General features: G+C 35.9%; 17 protein-coding genes. 13 read left to right on the forward strand and 4 right to left on the reverse strand.

Annotation, left to right across the window (positions count from 1 at the left end; genetic code table 11):
- Positions 1-249: 249 nt before the first annotated feature.
- The 7 genes from ASO14_RS01065 (at position 250) to ASO14_RS01095 (ending at position 4,991) form a co-directional block, all read left to right on the forward strand.
- A complete protein-coding gene (locus ASO14_RS01065; protein WP_068450434.1) occupies positions 250-774 on the forward strand; it encodes a DUF2179 domain-containing protein in 525 nt (174 codons plus the stop codon).
- Positions 775-1,276: 502 nt separating this feature from the next.
- A complete protein-coding gene (locus ASO14_RS01070) occupies positions 1,277-1,882 on the forward strand; it encodes a lysophospholipid acyltransferase family protein (protein ID WP_068450436.1) in 606 nt (201 codons plus the stop codon).
- Between the two features lie 90 nt (positions 1,883-1,972).
- Positions 1,973-2,242 carry a helix-turn-helix domain-containing protein gene (locus ASO14_RS01075; RefSeq protein WP_068450438.1) on the forward strand — a complete coding sequence of 90 codons (270 nt, stop codon included), beginning with the start codon at positions 1,973-1,975 and terminating at the stop codon, positions 2,240-2,242.
- Between the two features lie 179 nt (positions 2,243-2,421).
- The gene (gene lepB, locus ASO14_RS01080; RefSeq protein ID WP_231726969.1) at positions 2,422-2,928 is read left to right on the forward strand and encodes a signal peptidase I; all 507 of its coding nucleotides are present in this window, start codon (positions 2,422-2,424) and stop codon (positions 2,926-2,928) included.
- 14 nt (positions 2,929-2,942) lie between these two features.
- Positions 2,943-3,398: a low molecular weight protein-tyrosine-phosphatase gene (locus ASO14_RS01085; protein ID WP_068450442.1), complete on the forward strand. Its 456-nt coding sequence runs from the start codon at positions 2,943-2,945 to the stop codon at positions 3,396-3,398.
- Between the two features lie 193 nt (positions 3,399-3,591).
- The gene (locus ASO14_RS01090; protein ID WP_068450444.1) at positions 3,592-4,308 is read left to right on the forward strand and encodes a YebC/PmpR family DNA-binding transcriptional regulator; all 717 of its coding nucleotides are present in this window, start codon (positions 3,592-3,594) and stop codon (positions 4,306-4,308) included.
- A gap of 107 nt (positions 4,309-4,415) precedes the next feature.
- Complete coding sequence (locus tag ASO14_RS01095; protein ID WP_068450446.1) at positions 4,416-4,991, forward strand: YdcF family protein; 576 nt, start codon at positions 4,416-4,418, stop codon at positions 4,989-4,991.
- Positions 4,992-5,034: 43 nt separating this feature from the next.
- On the opposite strand, the gene ASO14_RS01100 is transcribed toward ASO14_RS01095, so the two are convergent.
- Positions 5,035-6,051, reverse strand: coding sequence for a YecA family protein (locus tag ASO14_RS01100; protein ID WP_068450447.1), 1,017 nt, complete (start codon positions 6,049-6,051; stop codon positions 5,035-5,037).
- Between the two features lie 191 nt (positions 6,052-6,242).
- Between ASO14_RS01100 and ASO14_RS01105 the strand changes: the two genes are divergently transcribed.
- The 4 genes from ASO14_RS01105 to ASO14_RS01120 all read left to right on the forward strand — a co-directional run bounded on the left by ASO14_RS01105 (position 6,243) and on the right by ASO14_RS01120 (position 10,336).
- Entirely contained in the window at positions 6,243-7,943 is a 1,701-nt protein-coding gene (locus tag ASO14_RS01105) for a M3 family oligoendopeptidase (protein ID WP_068450449.1), read from the forward strand.
- A gap of 111 nt (positions 7,944-8,054) precedes the next feature.
- Positions 8,055-9,134, forward strand: a complete 1,080-nt coding sequence (locus ASO14_RS01110) for an AI-2E family transporter (RefSeq protein WP_068450451.1) — start codon at positions 8,055-8,057, stop codon at positions 9,132-9,134.
- Positions 9,135-9,177: 43 nt separating this feature from the next.
- The gene (locus ASO14_RS01115) at positions 9,178-9,642 is read left to right on the forward strand and encodes a hypothetical protein (RefSeq protein ID WP_068450452.1); all 465 of its coding nucleotides are present in this window, start codon (positions 9,178-9,180) and stop codon (positions 9,640-9,642) included.
- 88 nt (positions 9,643-9,730) lie between these two features.
- Positions 9,731-10,336: an alpha/beta hydrolase gene (locus tag ASO14_RS01120; RefSeq protein ID WP_068450455.1), complete on the forward strand. Its 606-nt coding sequence runs from the start codon at positions 9,731-9,733 to the stop codon at positions 10,334-10,336.
- A gap of 157 nt (positions 10,337-10,493) precedes the next feature.
- On the opposite strand, the gene ASO14_RS01125 is transcribed toward ASO14_RS01120, so the two are convergent.
- The 3 genes from ASO14_RS01125 to ASO14_RS01135 form a co-directional block, all read right to left on the reverse strand.
- Entirely contained in the window at positions 10,494-12,608 is a 2,115-nt protein-coding gene (locus ASO14_RS01125) for an MMPL family transporter (RefSeq protein WP_068450456.1), read from the reverse strand.
- A 220-nt stretch (positions 12,609-12,828) separates the two neighbouring features.
- Positions 12,829-13,830 carry an inorganic phosphate transporter gene (locus ASO14_RS01130; RefSeq protein ID WP_068450457.1) on the reverse strand — a complete coding sequence of 334 codons (1,002 nt, stop codon included), beginning with the start codon at positions 13,828-13,830 and terminating at the stop codon, positions 12,829-12,831.
- A gap of 11 nt (positions 13,831-13,841) precedes the next feature.
- The gene (locus ASO14_RS01135; protein WP_068450458.1) at positions 13,842-14,462 is read right to left on the reverse strand and encodes a DUF47 domain-containing protein; all 621 of its coding nucleotides are present in this window, start codon (positions 14,460-14,462) and stop codon (positions 13,842-13,844) included.
- Between the two features lie 363 nt (positions 14,463-14,825).
- On the opposite strand from ASO14_RS01135, the gene fumC reads away from it, so the two are divergent.
- Entirely contained in the window at positions 14,826-16,205 is a 1,380-nt protein-coding gene (gene fumC, locus ASO14_RS01140; protein ID WP_068450459.1) for a class II fumarate hydratase, read from the forward strand.
- 94 nt (positions 16,206-16,299) lie between these two features.
- On the forward strand, positions 16,300-16,692 hold the full coding sequence (locus tag ASO14_RS01145; protein ID WP_068450462.1) for a DUF3139 domain-containing protein: 393 nt from the start codon (positions 16,300-16,302) through the stop codon (positions 16,690-16,692).
- Positions 16,693-16,724: the final 32 nt, after the last annotated feature.

The raw sequence follows: 16,724 nt of genomic DNA on the forward strand, positions 1-16,724 counted from the left end.
TTTCACTTGTCGTCATAGGCTCTTTAAGTATTACATTTGCCTTTACGCGCAATTTAGAAGCTACAGTATTTTGGACTATATTTAGTCTGGGTACAATTTGTAATCTTGTCGGTGTACTGATTTTATATATCACGTTAAAAAAATTAGACCGTATTCAAGAACCAAAGCGCACTAAATTGTGATATGTTTTCTAAGGGAAATTAAGGGAATCAGTTAAAACAATTCGTATATTGGTTAGGAGGGCTTTTTATGCTCGATACGATTATCCTTATTATTGTGATTAACGTAGCTTATATGACCATGACAACATTGCGCCTGATTCTCGTTATTAAAGGATATCCAAAAGCAGCCTCTATTTTATCTGTTTTAGAAGTCTTTATTTACTTAATGGGTTTGACAATGGTGCTTGATAATTTAGATAATCCTTGGAATATGGCTGCATACTGTCTAGGTTGGGGATTAGGTGTTTATATTGGTAGTTTAATCGAAGGTAAACTAGCGCTAGGTTATATTTTATTTGAGATTATTATCAATTTAGAAGATGCTGAAATTGTTCATGAATTACGCTCAAAAGGTTATGGGGTTACATCTTGGTTAGCAGATGGAAAAGACGGTCAAAAAATTTGTATGACGGTTATTGCGAAACGTAAAAATGAAAAAAAATTACGAAATACCGTTTTAGAAATGTGGCCGAAAGCATTCATCATTTCTTACGAGCCAAGTAATTTAAGTGGTGGATTTTTAGTCAAACAGATGAAAGTTAGAAAAAAATAAAGACGTAAAATTCATTTTACTTTATGCATAATATGGAGAAAAAAGGGTAACCGTAGCGTATATGGTTACCCTTTTATTGTAAAAAATAGCAAAATACTTGTATTCCTTTTGGTAAAAATTTATGATGTAAATAGTAGGGAGTTAAATAGATAGTAATGAAAAATTCGACATATTCCACTCCAGAAGGACAAAATAATCGTTTCTTACAAAAAAGTGAATGTTGTTACCGTTTTCATAAGCTGTATAATCATTGATATAACAACTTTTATTAATATTTATCGAAAATGTGTCATAAAGATTTTGAATTGAATAACAATTTTAAATTTTTTTGTACATTCAGTACACATTTTTTCCATTTTATTTTACAATGGAATTAAGGGGAAATAGATAACAGATTCACTGATACATTCGCACTTTATATTTAGAATCGTTTATACTAGTAAAAAGATATAAATTTTTTAATAATAAACGATTAGATTGTTTACGTATGAAGGAGAGTATTATGTATCGCGTTGTAGGATTTTTAGTTCGATGGTTTTTAGGCATATTCAATAAGGTGAAGGTGTACGGTAGAAATAATTTACCAACTGATGGTGGTTATGTGCTTGCATGTACACATAGTGGCTGGATTGATATGTTGAATCTTGGAATTTCTATCTACCCGAAACCCATTCATTTTATGGCCAAAAAGCAACTGTTCGATCAAAAAGCATTAGGGTGGTTCATTACAAAAATGCATGCTTTTCCTGTAGATCGTGATAATCCAGGACCAAGTGTCGTAAAAGTCCCAATGAAACTAATTAAAGATGGTGAGATTGTCGGGATTTTTCCGAGTGGAACACGAAATGCAGAGGCTTCTAATTTGAAACAAGGTGCAATTACGATTGCACAGCTGAGCAAAGCGCCAATTATTCCAGCTGCATACATAGGACCGAACACACCAAAAGAAGTATTTTCTAAAAAGAAGGGTTACATCATTTATGGTGAACCTATTTATGTCAATGCAAAAGGAAAAGAAGGCAGAGAAGCATATACGCAACTGTTAGAGCAGCAACTTGGGGAGTTACTGACACAATTGCAAGACAACATTAGACAAGACAGCAAGTGATATTTGAATACAGGGGATTTCAAATGAGCCGAGCGAAACATATGGAATGGAGAAATGACAACAAATAAAACAAAATAGGGGTGTAGTGTAATGGTATCAGTAGAGTTATATGAACAAGAAAATAATGTAGTGGTTGAAAAAACGGCATTAGAGAAAATGGCTGAGAAAAGAAGCCAAATTATTTTCAAACAACGTATGACAGTAGGACTAACACAGTCACAGCTTGCTGAGCGTGCAAATGTTACACAAAAAACAGTAAGTCGAATTGAGCGTGGCGATACAAAGGTGCGTGAAACGACATTACAAAAGGTTTATGCAGTGCTTGGCATTACAGCACAGCACTTAGAAGAATTAAAATAATAAACTCATGACTATTCAAGCGGAACAAATTCATCGTTTGAATAGTCTTTTTTATAGGAAATAGGGGTATATATTGATTATGAATGTGAGAAAATGTCATAATTAGAAGAACGAAATAACAGAATTAAGGTGATGAAATGGAACAGGAAAAGAAGAAGACAAGTAAGGGTAAAGAGGTTATGTCATGGGTTTGGCCAATTCTAATTGCGATTTTAATTGCAGTGGGTGTACGTTATTTCTTATTTGCACCTGTAACAGTAAAAGGTGAATCAATGGAGAACACATATCATGATAATGATCGTGTAATTATTAGTAAGGTAAGTAAAATTAAGCGTTTTGATGTCATTGTATTTAAGTCACCAGTGGAAGATGATTACTATATCAAGCGTGTAATTGGTTTACCAGGTGATAATATCGAATTCAAAAATGATGAATTATTTATTAACGGTAAAAAATACAAAGAAGATTATGAGCAAGATCATGTAAAAGAATATCAAGCGGATGGATTAAACTTCACAGAAGACTTTACGATGAAAGATGTAACAGGCGATGTGAAAGTGCCAGATAACTCTTATTTCGTAATGGGGGATAACCGCCAAAATAGTAGTGACAGTCGTGATTATGGCTTTATTAAAAAGTCAGCTGTTAGTGGCGTTGTACTATTCAAATTCTTCCCTTGGAATTAAGGAGTTCGTAGAATATGAAACATCGTATTTTATTTGTTTGTCTAGGGAATATTTGTCGCTCACCGATGGCTGAAGCTACTTTTCGAGCGATGGTTCAACAAAAAGGTGAGATGGATGGATGGGTGATTGATTCAGCAGGTACAAGTGGTTGGCATGAAGGAGAACCACCACACCGAGGGACGCATCAAAAGTTAAAAGAACACGCTATTTCAACAGATGGAATGGTCAGCAGACCTCTTGTACAAGAAGATGGGCAAAAATTCGATTACATTGTTTGTATGGATCATGATAATATCGAACAGACGAAACGAATAATCGGTAAGACCCATGCAAAAATTATGCGCTACTTAGATGTTATAGACGAACCAAAAGATGTACCAGACCCTTATTACACGGGTGATTTTGAAGAAACCTATCAATTGTGTATGGAAGCAAATCAGCGTTTATATGATGAAATAATGAAGGCATAAAAAAGAGAGTTAATTGATTTCATGTGAGTGAAGTGAATTAGCTCTTTATTTGTTAACAATGATAAATAGGCAATTGAATGAATTTGGTGTATAATACTACAGTAAATTAATGGCTCGTCCATGTCGGGCGACAGTATAACTGCCCACCCGTCGACAATTTAGGTATTCTAATTTTGAAAGAGAGTGAATTTTAATGGGACGTAAGTGGAATAACATTAAGGAAAAGAAAGCCGCAAAAGATAAAGATACTAGTCGAATTAATGCTAAATTTGGTCGTGAAATCTATGTAGCAGCTAAATCAGGCGAACCAGATCCAGTATCAAATGGCGCTTTAAAAATCGTTTTAGAGCGTGCAAAAACATATAGTGTACCAAAACATATTATTGATCGTGCGATCGATAAAGCAAAAGGAAATGTAGACGAAGTTTATGACGAACTACGCTACGAAGGTTTTGGTCCAAATGGTTCAATGGTAATTGTTGATGCCTTAACAAACAACGTAAACCGTACAGCTTCAGACGTTCGTGCAGCATTCGGTAAAAACGGTGGGAATATGGGTGTTAAAGGTTCTGTTGATTATATGTTCAATAAAACAGCTGTATTTGGTGTAGAAGGTAAAACAGCAGATGAATTACTTGAAGTATTCATCATGGCAGACATCGATGTACGTGATGTTTTTGAAGAAGGCGATGTAACGATTGTATATGCAGAACCAACTGATTTTGCGCGTGTAGATGAAGCGTTAAAAGCAGAAGGTATTGAAGAATTCACAGTTGCTGAAATTTCAATGCTTCCACAAACAGAAGTTCAATTAGACGAAGCGTCGATGGCTCAGTTTGAAAAAATGATTGATGCATTAGAAGAACTAGAAGATGTCCAACAAGTGTATCATAATGTAGAACAAGCCTAATATAGAATGGGGAATCACGATATTTGAAAGTGGTTCCTCTTTTTTTATATTACGCAACATACAATTGATTGGAGCGTTCTATATTCTATAGAATAGGAGTGATTTTCATGGGTTGGAAAAAGATAACTTTGTTGAGCTGTATAGCATCAGGCGTAATCTTTTGGCTTGGTACGGATTATATAATGAATAAAGGTACGAAACCAAAAGCAGATGGTAAAAGTAACTATGCTATCGTATTAGGTGCAAAAGTGAACCCAGGTGCAGTTCCGTCAAAGTCCTTAAAAAATCGTTTAGATGCAGCAGCAGAATACGCTAAACAATATCCACATGTACAACTCATTGTTTCTGGTGGTCAAGGCGATGATGAAGACGAGGCAGAGGCAGTTGTCATGCGTGACTATTTAATCGAGCAAGGGATTGAAGAGCATCGCTTAATTGTAGAAAAGAAATCAACTTCCACCTATGAAAATATTAAATTCTCATCTCAATTCATTCCACTTAATCAAGAAAAAATTACACTGATTACAAATGACTTCCACTTAGCACGCGCACAAATGATTGCAAAACATTTTGGTTTTCATGTAGATGTAGTAGCTGCTCCTACACCGGAAACAATTGAATTTACTGCACGCGCGAGAGAACGCGCAGGTCTTATCTTACAAAAAGTAAAATTATGGCGTTAAAAAAAGAGAGTCGATCCTTTACGGAACGAGCTCTCTTTTTTGATTAAGCTTCTAAAAACTCTGTAATTTGCTTACGGTATTTAGAAAGTGATGAAGCAGAAACACCATAATATTCAGCAACATCTTTTACTTTTGACAAGCCGCCCTCTGGAATCATGTTCGTTGCTTGTCCAGCTAAAATCGCACTTGCTGCAACTGTTTCTGGTTTCTTCGCCTTCACTGTTTCTGAATCTAAGAACTGTTGAAGTTTTTCTAAGAAAGCAGCTGCTTCTAAGTTATATTCAGCTAAGTATTTTTCAGCAAGTGTTTGAACAGATGATTCTTCGTCTGCTACAGCCACTTCTTTTTTCGGAGCTTCTTCTACAACAGCTTCTGTTTCTACAACTTCCGTTGCTTCTTCTACCATTGGCGAATTGCTTTCACCGAATACTTTATACAGTTCGTATGAATCTGTAATACCTGCTTTTAGCTTTTCTAATAAAGCGTTCTTTGTTACTTCGTCATTCTTAGGAATGAATAAAGCAGAACTCTTCACAAGTAAGCCATTTTCACCTAGACGAGGGTCTGGTAATGCGATACCGAATAACCATTCGCCTGGTGTATTACCTTCAGAAGTTGCAGGGATTTGATATGTCTTGCCATCAACTTCATCTAAAAGTGTAATCACTTTTTCATCATATGATTCAACATGTGCCAAAATGAAACGAGGATTATGCCAATTTTGGATAATCTCTTTTACTTGCTGACGCATTGTTGTTTCACTTTGGTTTGCAATGAATGCTTGCCATTGCGCTGGTTCTTCAATATATACAGATGTTTCAATGTTAATTGCATTGATTAAAAAATCAGGGAAAACAGAAGAAAGTTCTCCTAGCAATTGTTGATAACGTTGATTCATTTTGTAGTTTGAAGCAGGATTAACCTCTTGGATGAATGTACGCTCTAGACGATTCAATTCATCATTTACTAAGTTCATAAGATTGCCATCAGCATTCTTACCGTGACACTTCTTATATTTTTTACCACTGCCACATGGACATGGATCGTTACGACCTACCAATGTCTAGCACCTCACTTTAAAAATTGGGCATAGAAATAGATTAGCATAAATCTGAGGAAAATATAAGTTCTTAACCTTTATTTTTAAATATAGGAAGAATAAGCGCTACAATTCGTTGCAATTTTCCAAAATTTATTGAATAATATAATAAATATTTCGAAAATCGAAAAGAATAGAAAAGAGGGACATACATGACAATTACATTTGATGAGTATCAATATGCACGACCAGATATTGAAGAGATGAAACAAGATTTAATGCAACTTGTAACAAAGTTTAAAGAAGCTTCAACAGTAGAAGAACAGGAACAAGTACTGGATGAAATGAATGTTATTCGCAATCGCTACGGAACAATGGATAATATCGCGTATATTCGTTCTTCAATCGACACGAATGATACATATTACCGTAAAGAGCGTGAATTTTTAGATGAAAACGGTCCAATTCTACAAGAAGTGAAAACAGCTTGTTATGAAGCGTTAGTCAATTCAAAATTCCGTAAAGAATTAGAAGAGAAGTATGGTTCACAACTCTTTTCTTTAGCAGATTATGAACTAAAAGGTTTTTCAAAAGAAGTGATTGAATTGATGCAACAAGAAAATAAACTAAGTACAGAGTATTCAAACTTAATTGCTTCGGCTCAAATTGAGTTCCAAGGTGAGACATATACATTGGCACAACTAGCGCCATTCGCTGAATCAAAAGATCGTGCAACACGTAAAGCAGCACGCGATGCCAGTTCATCATTCTTCGCAAAACATGAAGCAGAGTTTGATCGCATCTATGATGAATTAGTAAAGAATCGTCATGCACAGGCGATTAAGTTAGGCTATAAAAACTATGTGGAGTTAGGCTATGTTCGTATGAACCGCGTCGATTATAATGCAGAGATGGTAAAGGGATACCGCGACCAAATTCGAGATGTTGTTGTACCATATGTGACAGAATTACGTGAGCGTCAGCGTAAAAGAATTGGCGTTGATACATTAAAATTCTGTGATGAAGCATTCACATATGCAACAGGAAATCCTACGCCAAAAGGTGATGCTGAGTGGATTGTTGCACAGGGCGCGCAAATGTATAAAGAACTGTCACCGCAAACGAATGAATTCTTCCGTTATATGCAAGACCGTAACTTAATGGATCTAGTTGCGAAAAAAGGAAAGCAAGGTGGCGGCTATTGTACATTCATCGAAGATTATGAGTCACCATTTATTTTCTCTAACTTTAATGGAACATCAGGAGATATTGATGTTTTAACACATGAAGCAGGTCATGCATTCCAAGTATATTCAAGTCGTCATATTGGCGTGCCTGAATATTTGTGGCCGACTTTTGAATCAGCAGAAATCCATTCGATGAGTATGGAATTCTTCACATGGCCTTGGATGGAGCTATTCTTCAAAGAAGACACAGAGAAATATAAATTCTCACATCTTGAGAGTGGTTTAATGTTCTTGCCATATGGTGTATCTGTCGATGAATTCCAACATGTTGTGTATGAGAATCCAGAGATGACACCTGACGAGCGTAAAGCTGCATGGCGCGAAATCGAGAAGAAATATTTACCACATCGTGATTATGATGGCGATGCGTATTTAGAGAAGGGTGGCTTCTGGCAACGCCAAGGTCATATTTTTGCAAGTCCATTCTATTACATCGATTATACATTAGCGCAAGTATGTGCATTCCAATTCTGGAAACGTTCACGAGAGGATTATCAAGCAGCGTGGAAAGATTATTTAGCACTGTGTCGCTTAGGCGGTTCAAAGTCTTTCACAAAGCTAGTTGAGGCAGCTCATTTAACGTCTCCGTTTGAAGCAGGATGTTTAGAAGATGTTGTAGTAGCGATTAAAGCATATTTAGATAATGTTGATGATACGAAATTATAAATCAATGAGATGGGAAATCGTAAATAAAACGATTTCTCATTTTTTTGATGTTAGATTTTCCTATTCTGTGGAAATATTCTATAATATGTACAGGAAATGGAGTGATGTACGTTGACGAAAAAAGTGTGGTTCCAAGCAGGTATTGGACTCCTTTTAACATTATTAATTATTAAGTATTTTATGGAGATTAAACATATCTTCTATCCAATTGCTGTTATTCTAAGTGCGATTTTTACACCTTTATTAATTGGTGGGGTTTTGTTCTACATTACGGAACCGCTACAACGTTTTTTAGAGAAAAAGAAATTCCCGCGTTGGTCGAGTATTCTCAGTATCTTTTTACTACTGATTGGATTAGTGGCAATCTTTGTATCATATGTATGGCCATTAATTGCTACTCAGCTGAATAACTTCTTAGCTGCATTACCTGGATTTATCGACGAAGTAACAAAGTGGTCGAAATATGTCGTGAACCAACGTGAGCATTTACCAGAACAAGTTCAAAAATCGATTGATGGAGCGATTAATGGAATTAAGGATTATGCACTATCAACGAGTAAATTTGTACTTGATGTGATTTCAAAAGTCGTTGCCTGGGCATTTGTTCTGATTTTAATTCCATTCTTCTTTGGCTATATGCTAAAAGATCATGAGAAATTTGCACCGCGTATTTATAATTTGTTTACAGGTAGTCGTCGTGAGTGGGTTAAGAAGACGATTGCAGATGTGAATGAAGTGCTACGTAGCTACATTCAAGGTCAGTTATTAATTAGTTTCTTACTTGCGCTGATGATGTTCATTGGTTATTTAATCATTGGTTTAGACTATGCATTATTATTAGTGATTTTCGCATTCTTTATGAATATCATTCCATTCATTGGACCATGGATTGCCTTTATTCCGGCACTTGTAATTGGTTTTCTGGATAGTCCAATTCAAGCATTATGGGTATGTGTTGTGACACTCGTTGCGCAACAAATTGATGGTAACTTGATTACGCCGAATGTGATGGGGAAAACATTAGATATTCATCCATTAACAGTTATTACGATTATTTTAGCAGCAGGAAATATCGCTGGTTTCCTCGGTATTCTGTTAGGTGTACCGTTCTATGCAGTTATGAAGGCAATTATCAAAAATATTTATGCGCGTCGATTAGAAATTCGGAAAGCCGTCACCAAAGAAATATAAGGAGTGTTATACTTAATAACAACTGATTTTAAAGGAGTTTATTATGCTAACATTTGAAGAAAAAAAAGAGATTATCCGTCGCTTTCCAGAATTAACGGAAAAACCGATTTCAATGAATCGCTTGAACTATCATTTTGAAGGTAGTCGCTACGAGAAGAAAATTGTTGTAGAGAAGTTACACCCGAATGGTAATGGCTTTGTCTATGTAGGGGATTTACTTGCTTATGATGCAGATGATCGTGGTCTTGTGAACATTCGTGACTTTGATGAAACACAATTAGTTGAAGTAATCGAAGATGCAATTATGTATTTATCAGAAGTAGATGAACCGAAAGAAGAAGTTGTCATTGAAGAAAGTTGGAAGAACCATAAAAATGACCAATTACTTCTTGTGCATGAAGAACCATTTTGGAATGTGTATCATGCATTCAATTTAGAAGAAAGCTTTGGAACGAAGGAAGATGCAGAACAGTATCTACGTGAAGAAGGCTTTAAAAAAGAGAAATAATAGAAGAAGGAGCGAGTTCATTGACGAACTTGCTCTTTTTTTATATAATTATCTTGAATTCGAGATAATTATGAAGAGGGGGATTTAAATGGAACATGTATTTATAAAAGGCTCAAATGAACAAGCCCCAACATTTTTATTACTGCATGGAACAGGTGGTAATGAAAAAGATTTACTTGGTTTAGGACGAGAGATGAATCCAGAAGCATCATTACTGGGCGTACGAGGCAGCGAAGTAGAGAATGGTATGCCACGCTTTTTTAAACGTCTAGGAATGGGTGTTTTTGATTTAGATAATTTAGAACTACGTACAAAAGAATTAGCAGCATTTATTGATGAAGCAGCGAAAGAGTATGATTTTGATCGTGACAATGTCATTGCGATTGGCTATTCAAATGGTGCGAATATTGCTGCGAACTTATTTTTCCAAATAGGAAAAGTCGTAAAAGGCGCAATTTTACATCATCCAATGATTCCACGTGAAGATGTGACACTACCAGACCTTACAGGGTTGCGTGTATTCATTACAGCAGGAGAAAACGACCAGATGTGTCCAATTGAACAATCAACGGGCTTAAAAGACTATTTAGAGGACGCAGGAGCAGATGTAAAAATGTATTGGCATCAATACGGTCATCAATTAACAATGGATGAAGTACAGGCTGCAAAAGAATGGGTAGAACGTTCTTTTTAAAATGATTCAATAAATAAACGAGCCTGGGACATAAGTGTAAAAAACACATTCCACATGAGCATAAGAAAAACTGGAATCGCGCTGTGGCGCGGTTCCAGTTTTTCGTTGCGAACTCTAAAAAGAGAAGATGACATGTTTTATCCCAGGCTCGTTTTAATTATTTTGCATTTCTTTTATTTTTACGGAATGGTAACCACCAGTTCCAATCACCGAATAGCTTCATTAAACTTGGTACTAAAAGAAGACGGATAATCGTTGCATCAATTGCGATAGCAATCGCAATCGCAACACCAATTTGTTTCACAGGCATAATATCTGTAAATGCGAATGAGCCCGTTAGTACAATCATAATGAGCGCCGCAGATGTGATGATTTTACTTGTTTGCGTTAAACCATCAATTGTAGCTTTCGTGTTACTACTTCCTTTTTCATATTCTTCTTGAATACGAGAGATTAAAAATACTTCATAGTCCATACTTAGTCCGAATACAAGACAGAATGTAATGACAGGAATGATTAAAACAATACTACCTGCATCTAATCCAAAGTGACCGTATTGGAAGATATATACGAGTAAACCGAATGCAGCAGTTAATCCAAAGATATTCATAATAATCGCTTTTAAAGGGATTATAATCGAGCGGAAAGCGATTAAAAGAATAATGAACGTCGTCACGATAATAATGAGACCTGCTTCAACAACATGATTTGAAATTTCATCGAAGATTTCTTGATTATATTTTGGCGCACCGGCTAATTTGAAGTTTGGTTTTGACCAATCACGCGCCCATTGTTGTGCTTCAGAAGAATCACCCGCCACATTTAATGTAATAGGAATCATTAATTGATCTTTGTGGATAAAAGCATCCTGTGCTTTTTCTAGATTCGTTTTCACCTGTGGAATTTGACTAGCTTGATCCCATTCTTTCACTGTTTTAATGTCTGTTGTCGTGAAAGCTGTTTTTACATCTTTTACGAGTGAGTCTTTCTCAAGTTTTTTCTGAAGTGAAAGAATTTCTTTACGACCACCATCGTTATCCCAGCCATCTTTACGTTCAACTAAGGCATAAACCGTTGATTGGCTATCTAATTTAAACTCTTTATCTAATTTTTCATATGCGACACGTGCATCATATGTTTTCGGTAGTGCATCAATTTGTGGAATTGTTAATTTAATATCCTTAATCGGAATCATCATAAGCACAAGTACTGCAAGTGATGCGATGACAACGAGTACAGGTCGCTTCATAACTGTTGAAGCGAAAGCATGCCAACGTGATGTAGCAGTTGGTTTTACACGAATAATTGTCCACTTGTTTAGACGATCACCTAGTAGTGTTAAAATTGCTGGAGATAATGTCAGAGCTGTAAAAACAGCGAAGAATACAACAACTGAACCACCTAATGCGATATTTTCAAATAGTTCGACGCGAATAACACTAATCGCGGCTAGACCAATCATGACACAAATAGCAGAGAAGATAATGGATTTACCCGCTGTTTGAATCGCGATTTGAACAGCATGCTCGACAGATGTCCGTTGTCTTTCTTCTCGATAACGATTAATGAAGAGTAGCGAGAAGTCAATACTTAAGGCGAGTCCGAGCATCGGAATAATATTTAAAATGTAGACGGACAGCGAAACAGAATCACCGATAATTACCATTGCAAAGAATGTCACGATAATCGTAGAAATCCCGATTAAAATAGGAAGAATCGAAGCGACAACAGAACCGAATGCTAATAGTAGAACAATGACTGCGATTGGTAAACCGATTAATTCTGCTTGCATTAAGTCTTTTTGACTCGCTTCATTCATATCTTTTGAAATGACAGGTCCACCTGTATATTCAATATTTTTGTCATCTTTTGTGAGACTACGAACATGTTCTACGATAGGACCTAAATCTTGAGAACTTTCATCAAAGTTTAAAACTGCATACGACAGGTTTTTAGAATATTGATCTTTTTCTTTGAGCGGTGAAATGATGGAGTCAATTTCAGGCTCTTCTTTTTTTAATTCATCCAATGTACTTTTAATTTTCTTATCAGATACATCGTTAAAAACAACAAGAATAGAATCGGCAGGTACATCAAAATTTTTGTTTAGTTCTTTCATGACAGCTTGATGCTCAGCATCTACTTTGAAGCCGTCACCCTTTAAATAATCGGGGATTTTGACTGCGAAGAAAGCACTGATGACGATAAAAATCACCCAGAGAGCGACAATGCTTTTCGCATGTTTCGTAATAAATTGTGAGTAGCGAACCATGGTGACACCCTTTCTAACATACTTTGTTTTCAGTTTACAAAATTTCAAAAAGGAATACGAATAAAAGAAATCACTTTTTTACCGTTTTAGAAGATTAAAAGGAATAGATGTATTTTCGAGAATTATTTGGTAAACAGAAAAAGTACGGAACAAAATAAGTCGAGTGCTCGCAACAAAAAAAGAAATTACGCCATCGCGCAATTTCTTTGTGAGTAGACTTTTATAAGAATAGATTGAAAAATAGGAAGATTAATGCACCAAGTGCTGCTGAAATTGGCAGTGTAATAATCCATGTAATGACGATATTTCGCGCCACACCCCATTTAACGCCTTTGACATTTTGCGCTGCACCTACACCCATAATAGAAGATGAAATGACATGTGTTGTCGAAACCGGTAAATGAATTTGTGTTGCACCGAAAATGATTAAAGCAGAAGATAAATCAGCTGCTACGCCGTTTACTGGACGAATCTTCATGATTTTACCACCAACTGTTTTGATGATTTTATAACCACCAATTGATGTACCAAGACCCATCGCAGTTGCTGCAGCAATTCGTACCCACATTGGTACGCCAGCATCTGCTGATAAATAGCCACCAGACATTAAGGCAAGAGCGATAATCCCCATTGATTTTTGTGCATCATTTGTTCCGTGTGAGAAAGACTGAAGTGCAGCAGTCGCAATCTGTACATGACGGAAACGTTTATTTGAGCGATATAAGTTACGATTTTTAAAGATGACCTTGAATAGAGACATCATTAAAAATCCTAAAATAATTGCCATGAATGGTGATAGAATTAACGCCTTAATAATTGTAAGGAAACCTTCAAAATTAATAACGCCCATACCACCAGCGATGACGGCAGCACCTGCAAGTGAGCCAATTAAAGCATGCGATGAACTAGAAGGGATACCGAAGTACCACGTTGCCAAGTTCCAAATAATCGCGGAAATTAATGCTGCTAAAATGATAACGACACCATGATTTAAAGCAAATGGGTCTACAATGTCTTTAGCGATTGCAGTTGCCACACCTGTAAAAGTGATTGCACCGATAAAGTTCATTATAGCAGCCATTGTTACAGCCACTCTAGGCGATAATGCACGCGTAGAAACGGCTGTAGCAATGGCATTTGCAGTATCATGAAAGCCATTGATAAAGTCGAACGTAAGTGCAGCGATGACGACGACGATTGTTAATAGAAATACAGTATCCATTTCGACATCTCCTATGCGTTACGCATGATAATTGTATCCATCGCATTGGCTACGTTTTGGCAGTAGTCAGCTACTTCTTCAAGTTGTTCGTAAATATCTTTGAATTGTGTAATACGAATTGGATCTTTTTCATGTGAGAATAATTGTTTGATTGATGTACGTAATACCTCGTCACATTTACGTTCGTAGTCTTTAATAACAATTGCGTGTTCACGCATGTTTAACAATTTACGATTTAATAAATGTTTCATCGCAGCGACAATTTCATCTGTGCTAAGTGTGATGTACTTTAAGAAATCACGCATGTAGTCATCTACTTCTGTTAACGAGAACATCTCAAAGTGTGCAATACATCCTTCAATTCCATCTAAAATATCATCCATACGAACGGCTAACTCTAAAATATCTTCACGTTCGATTGGCGTCATAAATGATTTATTTAACATTTGGATTAACTGATGAATCAGTTTATCACCATCTGTTTCGTATTTTTTTAGTGTAACGCTAAGTTCCTTTAAATCAGCGATGCTTGTGATGCGAAAATCGTCTGCATAGTGTGATGCAGCATTTAGGTTTTCAGCAATTTGATAAAGTGCGGCAAAGAATGGATCTTCTTTTTTTGAGCTGAACATGTAAATCCTCCTAGTTTGAAACAACCATATAAGTTTTTAAACGCAACTATAATAATAACAAATTCAAAACGAATACCGTATAAAAAAAGCAATTAATCTTAATAAAATTTACAATCTTGTAACATACATATTTAGGGAAATACGGCTTATAGATTGATGTGGTACGTATTCAAGAAACAGTTGTTTATTTAAATAGGAAGAATTTATATAAAAGTAGGCAAAAATCTATAAAGGTTACAAAAAGTAAGTTAAAAACTAGTTCGCGTTCCATTTCGACTTACTTCAAGCAAATGGCAAGATAAAACTTCTTAAAAGCGTTATGATAAAAGAGTAGTACAGATTGAAGAAATGGAGATGAACAATATGGAATATCGTATTGAACATGATTCTATGGGAGAAATCAAAGTCCCAGCAAATAGTAAATGGGGCGCTCAAACGCAAAGAAGTACAGAAAATTTCCGCATCGGTTCAGACCGTATGCCAATTACTTTTATACATGCATATGCGATTTTGAAAAAATCAGTCGCAAAAGTTTGTGTTGATTTAGGAACACTTTCAGAAGCGAAAGCTGAAGCTATCACTTTTGCAGCAGATGAAATCATTGCAGGTAAATATGACGACCAATTCCCACTTGTTATTTATCAAACAGGTTCAGGTACACAGACGAACATGAATGTGAATGAAGTCATTGCACATATCGGTAATGAATATCTAGCTGAAAAAGGTGTAGAAGAACGTCTACATCCAAATGATGATGTTAATAAATCTCAATCTTCAAATGACTCTTTCCCAACAGCGATGCATATCGCAACTTCTCTAGCTGTTGAACATAATTTATTACCTGCTTTAGCGCAAATTAAAGCAACACTACAAGCGAAATCAGAAGAATTTATGCACTTAATTAAAATCGGTCGTACACATCTACAAGATGCGACACCTCTTACATTAGGACAAGAAGTAAGTGGTTGGTTGTATATGGTTGAAGCGTCTGAAAAGATGATTCGAGAAGCTGCACAACATATGCGCGAATTAGCGATTGGCGGTACAGCAGTTGGTACGGGATTAAATGCACCAGAAGGATTCGATGAAAAAGTAGTTGCTGAAATTTCAAAACAAACAGGTCTTGATTTTGTTCCTTCTCCAAATAAATTCCATGCACTTACATCACATGATCAAATTACAACGACACATGGTGCGATGAAAGCATTAGCAGCAGACTTAATGAAAATTGCGAATGATGTACGTTGGTTAGCGTCTGGTCCACGCTCAGGTTTTGGTGAAATCTCGATTCCAGAAAATGAACCAGGTTCTTCCATCATGCCAGGTAAAGTCAACCCAACTCAATGTGAAGCTGTCACAATGGTAGCCGTACAAGTAATGGGGAATGATGTAACAATTGGCTTTGCGGCTTCACAAGGTAACTTTGAATTGAATGTCTTTAAACCAGTGATTTTACACAACTTCATGCAGTCTGTTGAACTATTATCAGATGCAATTCGTAGCTTTAATGAGCATTGTTTAGTAGGGATTACGGCGAATGAAGATAAGCTAGAACATTTCTTAAACAATTCACTAATGCTTGTAACAGCTTTAAACCCTCATATTGGCTATGAAAATGCAGCGAAAATTGCGAAGTTAGCGCACAAAGAAGGCTTAACTTTAAAAGAAGCTGCGATTCAAAGTGGTCTATTAACAGAAGAACAATTCAACGAATGGGTTGTTCCAAGTAAGATGATTAAATAACTAAAAAAGCGTATAGGTGAAAAGCACGATTCTTTTCATCTATGCGTTTCTTTTTGTATAAATATGTTATTTTATAGAAAAGGAGGGGATTTATATGAAAAAGTTATTTTATACGTTAGCAATTATAATCGGAATTTGTATCATTGTTGTACCACTGCTATTTATTTTTGTGTTGAATAATGGCAACCCTTATACAAAATACATAGTAGAAAAACATGTCCCGAATCATTTAGAACAGCAAGGTTACACAGAAAAAGATTTACGTGAACAAATTTATGTAGAACCGAAAGAAAAAGGACAAGATGGTTTTTATCAAGGACAGTATAAAGTGGTTTTTAAAGATGAGCCGAATATAACGTATTACTATGGTGTAGAAAAAGAGGGCAAACAAGTAAAGCAGTTTTGTGAGAAAGAAACAGTGCAAAATGATGCAACAGAATACATTACAACAACTACAAAACATAGTGAAAGTAACTGTACCAAGTAGTATTTAATAAAAAAACATCGCGTTTGAAAGCG

Source organism: Kurthia sp. 11kri321 (assembly GCF_001534765.1).
Lineage (GTDB): Bacteria > Bacillota > Bacilli > Bacillales_A > Planococcaceae > Kurthia > Kurthia gibsonii.

Excerpts from the sequence above, each read along its gene's own strand:
- ASO14_RS01065 (WP_068450434.1), top strand. The coding sequence starts at position 250 with ATGCTCGATACGATTATCCTTATTATTGTGATTAACGTAGCTTATATG.
- ASO14_RS01070 (WP_068450436.1), top strand. The coding sequence starts at position 1,277 with ATGTATCGCGTTGTAGGATTTTTAGTTCGATGGTTTTTAGGCATATTC.
- ASO14_RS01075 (WP_068450438.1), top strand. The coding sequence starts at position 1,973 with ATGGTATCAGTAGAGTTATATGAACAAGAAAATAATGTAGTGGTTGAA.
- lepB (WP_231726969.1), top strand. The coding sequence starts at position 2,422 with ATGTCATGGGTTTGGCCAATTCTAATTGCGATTTTAATTGCAGTGGGT.
- ASO14_RS01085 (WP_068450442.1), top strand. The coding sequence starts at position 2,943 with ATGAAACATCGTATTTTATTTGTTTGTCTAGGGAATATTTGTCGCTCA.
- ASO14_RS01090 (WP_068450444.1), top strand. The coding sequence starts at position 3,592 with ATGGGACGTAAGTGGAATAACATTAAGGAAAAGAAAGCCGCAAAAGAT.
- ASO14_RS01095 (WP_068450446.1), top strand. The coding sequence starts at position 4,416 with ATGGGTTGGAAAAAGATAACTTTGTTGAGCTGTATAGCATCAGGCGTA.
- ASO14_RS01105 (WP_068450449.1), top strand. The coding sequence starts at position 6,243 with ATGACAATTACATTTGATGAGTATCAATATGCACGACCAGATATTGAA.
- ASO14_RS01115 (WP_068450452.1), top strand. The coding sequence starts at position 9,178 with ATGCTAACATTTGAAGAAAAAAAAGAGATTATCCGTCGCTTTCCAGAA.
- ASO14_RS01120 (WP_068450455.1), top strand. The coding sequence starts at position 9,731 with ATGGAACATGTATTTATAAAAGGCTCAAATGAACAAGCCCCAACATTT.
- ASO14_RS01125 (WP_068450456.1), bottom strand. The coding sequence starts at position 12,608 with ATGGTTCGCTACTCACAATTTATTACGAAACATGCGAAAAGCATTGTC.
- ASO14_RS01130 (WP_068450457.1), bottom strand. The coding sequence starts at position 13,830 with ATGGATACTGTATTTCTATTAACAATCGTCGTCGTCATCGCTGCACTT.
- ASO14_RS01135 (WP_068450458.1), bottom strand. The coding sequence starts at position 14,462 with ATGTTCAGCTCAAAAAAAGAAGATCCATTCTTTGCCGCACTTTATCAA.
- fumC (WP_068450459.1), top strand. The coding sequence starts at position 14,826 with ATGGAATATCGTATTGAACATGATTCTATGGGAGAAATCAAAGTCCCA.
- ASO14_RS01145 (WP_068450462.1), top strand. The coding sequence starts at position 16,300 with ATGAAAAAGTTATTTTATACGTTAGCAATTATAATCGGAATTTGTATC.